5 protein-coding genes are annotated in these 4,764 nt (G+C 56.2%); all 5 read right to left on the reverse strand.

Annotation, left to right across the window (positions count from 1 at the left end):
• A partial coding sequence (locus tag Q7T06_RS11235; RefSeq protein WP_304784673.1) for an AEC family transporter occupies window positions 1–720 on the reverse strand: 720 nt, incomplete at its 3' end.
• A gap of 130 nt (window positions 721–850) precedes the next feature.
• Window positions 851–2,377: a glycosyltransferase family 39 protein gene (locus Q7T06_RS11240; protein ID WP_304784675.1), complete on the reverse strand. Its 1,527-nt coding sequence runs from the start codon at window positions 2,375–2,377 to the stop codon at window positions 851–853.
• A 12-nt stretch (window positions 2,378–2,389) separates the two neighbouring features.
• The gene (locus tag Q7T06_RS11245) at window positions 2,390–2,767 is read right to left on the reverse strand and encodes an EamA family transporter (protein WP_304784677.1); all 378 of its coding nucleotides are present in this window, start codon (window positions 2,765–2,767) and stop codon (window positions 2,390–2,392) included.
• On the reverse strand, window positions 2,764–4,272 hold the full coding sequence (locus Q7T06_RS11250) for a UbiA family prenyltransferase (protein ID WP_304784679.1): 1,509 nt from the start codon (window positions 4,270–4,272) through the stop codon (window positions 2,764–2,766). The genes Q7T06_RS11245 and Q7T06_RS11250 overlap by 4 nt, the downstream gene beginning before the upstream one ends.
• A gap of 196 nt (window positions 4,273–4,468) precedes the next feature.
• The coding region (locus tag Q7T06_RS11255; protein ID WP_304784681.1) for a TrkA C-terminal domain-containing protein at window positions 4,469–4,764 on the reverse strand (296 nt) is incomplete at its 5' end.

A 4,764-nucleotide genomic window follows, 5' to 3' on the forward strand; every position in this document is an offset into this window, starting at 1 on the left:
ATCCAGCAGCCACGCGATGATCAAGCCGGCGACCGGACACACAATCGCGCCGACCAGGCCGATATGCCAGCTTTTCAGGCTGACATCGAGCATGCGCACGCCCAGCGCAAACAGCATCAGCGGTATGCAGGCATCGCCCAACATTTTCATCGCAATGAACAAGGGCGCAGGCAAGGGCACGTGCACAATCGCAAATGCCATGCCGATGATCATCGCAATCATCATTGGGTTGGCGAGGAATTTCCACGGCGAGACATGCACGCCCTTGCCTCTGCCACTCTCGATGATCTTGATGCCGATGGAAAAATAAACCAGATTGCATGCCATGAACAAGGCCACTGCCGAGCCCAGGCTGGCGGCGCCAAATGCCAGCACCGCCAGCGGCAAACCCATGTTGCCGCAATTGTTGTACATCATAGGCGGCACGAAGCTGCGCACATCGTAACCGAACAGACGCGCCACCGGCCACGCCAGCAAACCCGATCCCAGCGAAATCAATGCACCAGCCAGTATCAATGTGGCGTTATGCGCGAGGTCGAAATCCCTGGCCGCCAGCGCAGTAAAAACCAGCAGCGGACACAACACATCCATGCTGACGCGATTGACCGCAGTCATGTCGGCACGCACTGTATCGCCGCGCAAGCGGGCGTAGCCGTAACCGAGAGCGATGATGATGAAGACCGGCAGAATAATGCCAAGTATGCGTTCAAATATTTCCATTGTTCCCCATCATGTTGACCGCAAAGAAAAATGCCGGACAGGATTGCTCCCATCCGGCATCGGCATCCTGGAACAACTTTACTACTGCTTCCTTATTGCCAGCTTACAGCAACCAAACATCATTACAGAGTTATGGGCGCTTGAGGTCGTAGCGCTCGAGGAACTGGCAGCCATACACAGGCAGGAATGAAGGTATCCGGTAATACCGGTCGGCTATCGTTTTCAGGATGCGTTCGCGATAAACCTCGTAATTGAAGTCCTTGCCGTCGGCGTACCAGAACGTAACGCCATCAGCTTCCACCGTATGCACAGTCACCGATGAAAAATACGGCGCCAGGTCACTGGCATTGATCGCCCTGCGGTTGAAAATGCGGATAGATTTGCCGGCATACTGCCTGAAATCGACTTGCAGATCGTCCTGCCGTGCGTGGAACTTGCCTTCGCCAAAAGTCGGCCAGTATTCGCCGGCGTGATACGACAGCAATGCAGACGGCGTGTAGGCACGCGCCATGATCGCACCGTCCGGCGGCAAATCCTTGCGCAATGCTGCAACGATGTTTTTTGCTTCCTTGTGAAACACGATGTCGTCATGCAGCACGTAATTCTTCCACATCGTGGTCGGCAGCAGGATGATCGCCGCCAGGAACAGAAAGTGCGGCACCGAGAACCACGCCGTCCATTTTGCATATTTGCGTAAATCTTCCGCATTGCTGGTAGTGCCGATGAACAGGAAGAGGAAGGGCATGAAGCCCAGCACCCAGTGCAAGCCTATGGTTTTTTCCGATGACAGCAGCAGGAACAAAATGAATGGCACTAGGAACAGCACGACGATCGCACCACGCTGAACCATCATTCCGGTTGAGCGCAACAATTTGAGGAAGACCCAGGGTGTGATCAGGTAAATCATCATCGCTATGTATTCACCAACGGTATACAGCGACAACTCTGTATTTTCGTTGCGATTGATCATGTTGAACATCACATTGGTCCAGCAATTGTGCGCATTGAATGCCACGGTAATCGCAAACAAGGGCGCCGAACACAGGGCGATGACGATCAGCTTGAGCCAGCCGCGGCGCGAGCGGCACAGGTAGACGAAATACGCGATCGCCAGCAAACCGGCAAAATATTTCGACAACAGCGCCAGCCCGAGGAATACGCCCGCCCCGACATACCAGAGAATTTTGTCAGACAGCGTGCCGCGTGTGAAGCAGTAGCCGGACAGGAAGATGAAGAAAATCAGCGGCGTATCGGTAGTGACAATATTGAGCAACAACGTGAACGGCAGCAACAGGAACAGGGTACCCAGCCAGTAGGCCACGCCTTCCTGATACGGTGAAATCCGGCGCAGCAAATCGACCAGGCCCAGCGCGATCAGGCTCCACATCAGTACCGTGAAAAACCGCAGCGATAATGGATGGTCGGAAATGCTGTTGAGCACGAACAACAGCCAACCCACCATCGGTGGATGATCCGAATATCCCCAGGCCGGGAATACGCCCCACTGATAGAAAAACGCTTCATCCCCGGTCATCGGGAAATAGGCCGCCAGCCATAGCTTGATCATCAAGGTGATGAAGAAGGTCCACTTGAAAACCTGCCGCGCACGGACCGGGTCGGCACTGGCATACAGTGAACGCGTTGAATTCAAATTCATTTATTTCTATCCTTAATTCTTTACAGACAGTGCGAGCACACCCGCAATAATCAGGGTCACGCCCACTACTTTATAGGCACTGACCGACTCGCCCAGTATGAATATACCGGCCAGCGTCGTCAGTACCACGCCGAGTGAAATCAAGGGATAAGCCATGCTGACTTCGAGCTTGCCCAGCACCAGCAACCACAAGCCTGCACTGGCGCCAAAGCACAGCATGCCGCCCCAGATCAGCGGACTGCTCAAGGCCAGCCAGTAAACCGAACGCATGCCATTCGACATCGCCTGCTGAATGGCCGGCGCCGACATGCCCATCTTCAGCAGCACCTGTGCCAGTGCCGTCAGGCATACGCAAAAAAGCGCCAGCGCCAATGCCGCCATCTGGCTCATGACATGCCCCCTACCGATGCCGCCAATGCTACGCAGGCAACCAGTATTGCGACGACCCAGCTGCTGCGATCGGTGATCGCAAACAAGAGCGGGTCGTCCTGGATTTCCAGACGCGAAACTTTCAGCCACAGGCGCATGACCCAGAACAGCATCAGCGGCAGGATCAACCACAGTATTTCAGCATGCGGATACATTGCACCGCCTACCTGACTATCGACATACAGCGCCAGCAACATCACCGCGACAAACCCGCTGGCAATGCCCATGGCAATCAGATACGACAAATCGCTGGTGCGGTAACCACGTCCGGCCAGCGACACATGCCCGTCGCCGCTCATGAATTCCAGTTCGGCGCAGCGCTTGACCAGCGCCAGGCTGAGGAACATGAACAGAGAAACCGCCAGCAGCCAGTTCGAGATCACGACATCGCTGACCTGGCCGCCGGCCAGAATGCGATGCGTATACAGCGATGCCAGCACCAGCACATCTATGATCGCGATCTGTTTCAAACGCGCTGAATAGAGCAGCGTCACGACCACGTACAGCAGCATCAAGCCGAAAAACGGCAGCGAAATCGCCGCCGCCAGCCACAGGGATAGCGGCAGCAGCACGGCAAGCAGTACGACTCCAAACGGTATCGTCAGCGTCGCTGCAGCGAAAGGTCGTGCCTGCTTGCGCGGGTGGGCGCGATCAGAGGCAAGGTCGAACAGATCATTGATGATGTAGGTGGCCGAGGCGCACATGCCGAATGCCAGGAATGCCAGCAGGGTCGCCAGCCAGCGATCCGCGTTCAAGTCGTGTGCCGCCATCAGAGGCACAAAGAGCAAGGCATTCTTGGCCCATTGATGCAGGCGCAATGCCTTGATCAGCAAGCGCCACTGGAATGGCCGCGGCGGGATGATCAGCGCGGGCGTTTTCAGGTTTTGCACCTGCGCCACGATGGCGGGCGAGGCATTGACGACGATGAGCTCGGCCGCATGCGCCCACACTGCAAGGTCGGGAGCGGCATTGCCGGCGTAGGCAAAACCGTTCTCGCCGGAGTCGGCGACTATCGCCTGCAGCTTGATTTTTGATTTCAAATTGGTCGCTGCATCACTGGCCAATACCGCGTCGAAGATGCCGAGATAGTCGGCGACACGCTGCACCAGCGTACGATCCGATGCACTCGCCAGTATCAGGCGCCGGCCGGCGACATGTTGATGCTGCAGGTAAGCCAGCAATTCATTGTTATATGGCAGCAAGGACACATCAAGCTCGATGCGGCTGGCAATCTGGGCCTTCAGATTGCCACGTCCGCGCAGTAACCAGATGCAGCAAAGGAAGAGGTATAGTGGATTGCGTTTAATCAGCAGCAATACTGATTCAAACAAGAGATCGGTATAAGTCAGCGTGCCATCAAGATCGACATACAGCGGCAGCATCGCAACAGATGGATTCGCAGCGTCGCGCACGGAATCGGGCGACGCCAGTGAAGGATGAGGAAGACTGCCGGGGGAAACGCTCAAATCGCCACCTGGGAACAAGAGAAGTATTTATATTAAGAAAATCGCGCATCCGACCAGGATAGCTCCCCCATCGTCAGCTGTTCGGCACGGACTACAGCAGGAAAACTGCCTGTATTGCGGCCTGCATTGCGGGCTTCATTACAGGTGGGCAATTTTCCGTCTTCATATGGCTAGCGTCAACCACTACCGCAGCCCGTCAGGATTTAAGCAAGCGCGCTTCGGCGCGAGACAATTCTTCCACTGCGCCGCGCAGCACCAGGACATCGCCCGCCAGCAAGACTGTTTCCGGCGTCTCGTCGACACGCACACCACTGCGACGCAAGGCCGTCACTTCCGCACCCAGCGCCGCCAGATCCATCTGAGCCAGGGTCTTGCCAACCGCATTGGCCTTCTCGCTCAGCAGCACTGAACGCAAGCGCACCTGCAAATGTTCGGCCGCATCGGAAACATCGCTGGCGCCATGGAAGAAGCCGCGCAGGGATGCATAGCGTT

It is taken from the genome of Herminiimonas sp. (genome assembly GCF_030645555.1).
Taxonomy (GTDB): Bacteria; Pseudomonadota; Gammaproteobacteria; order Burkholderiales; family Burkholderiaceae_D; genus Oxalicibacterium.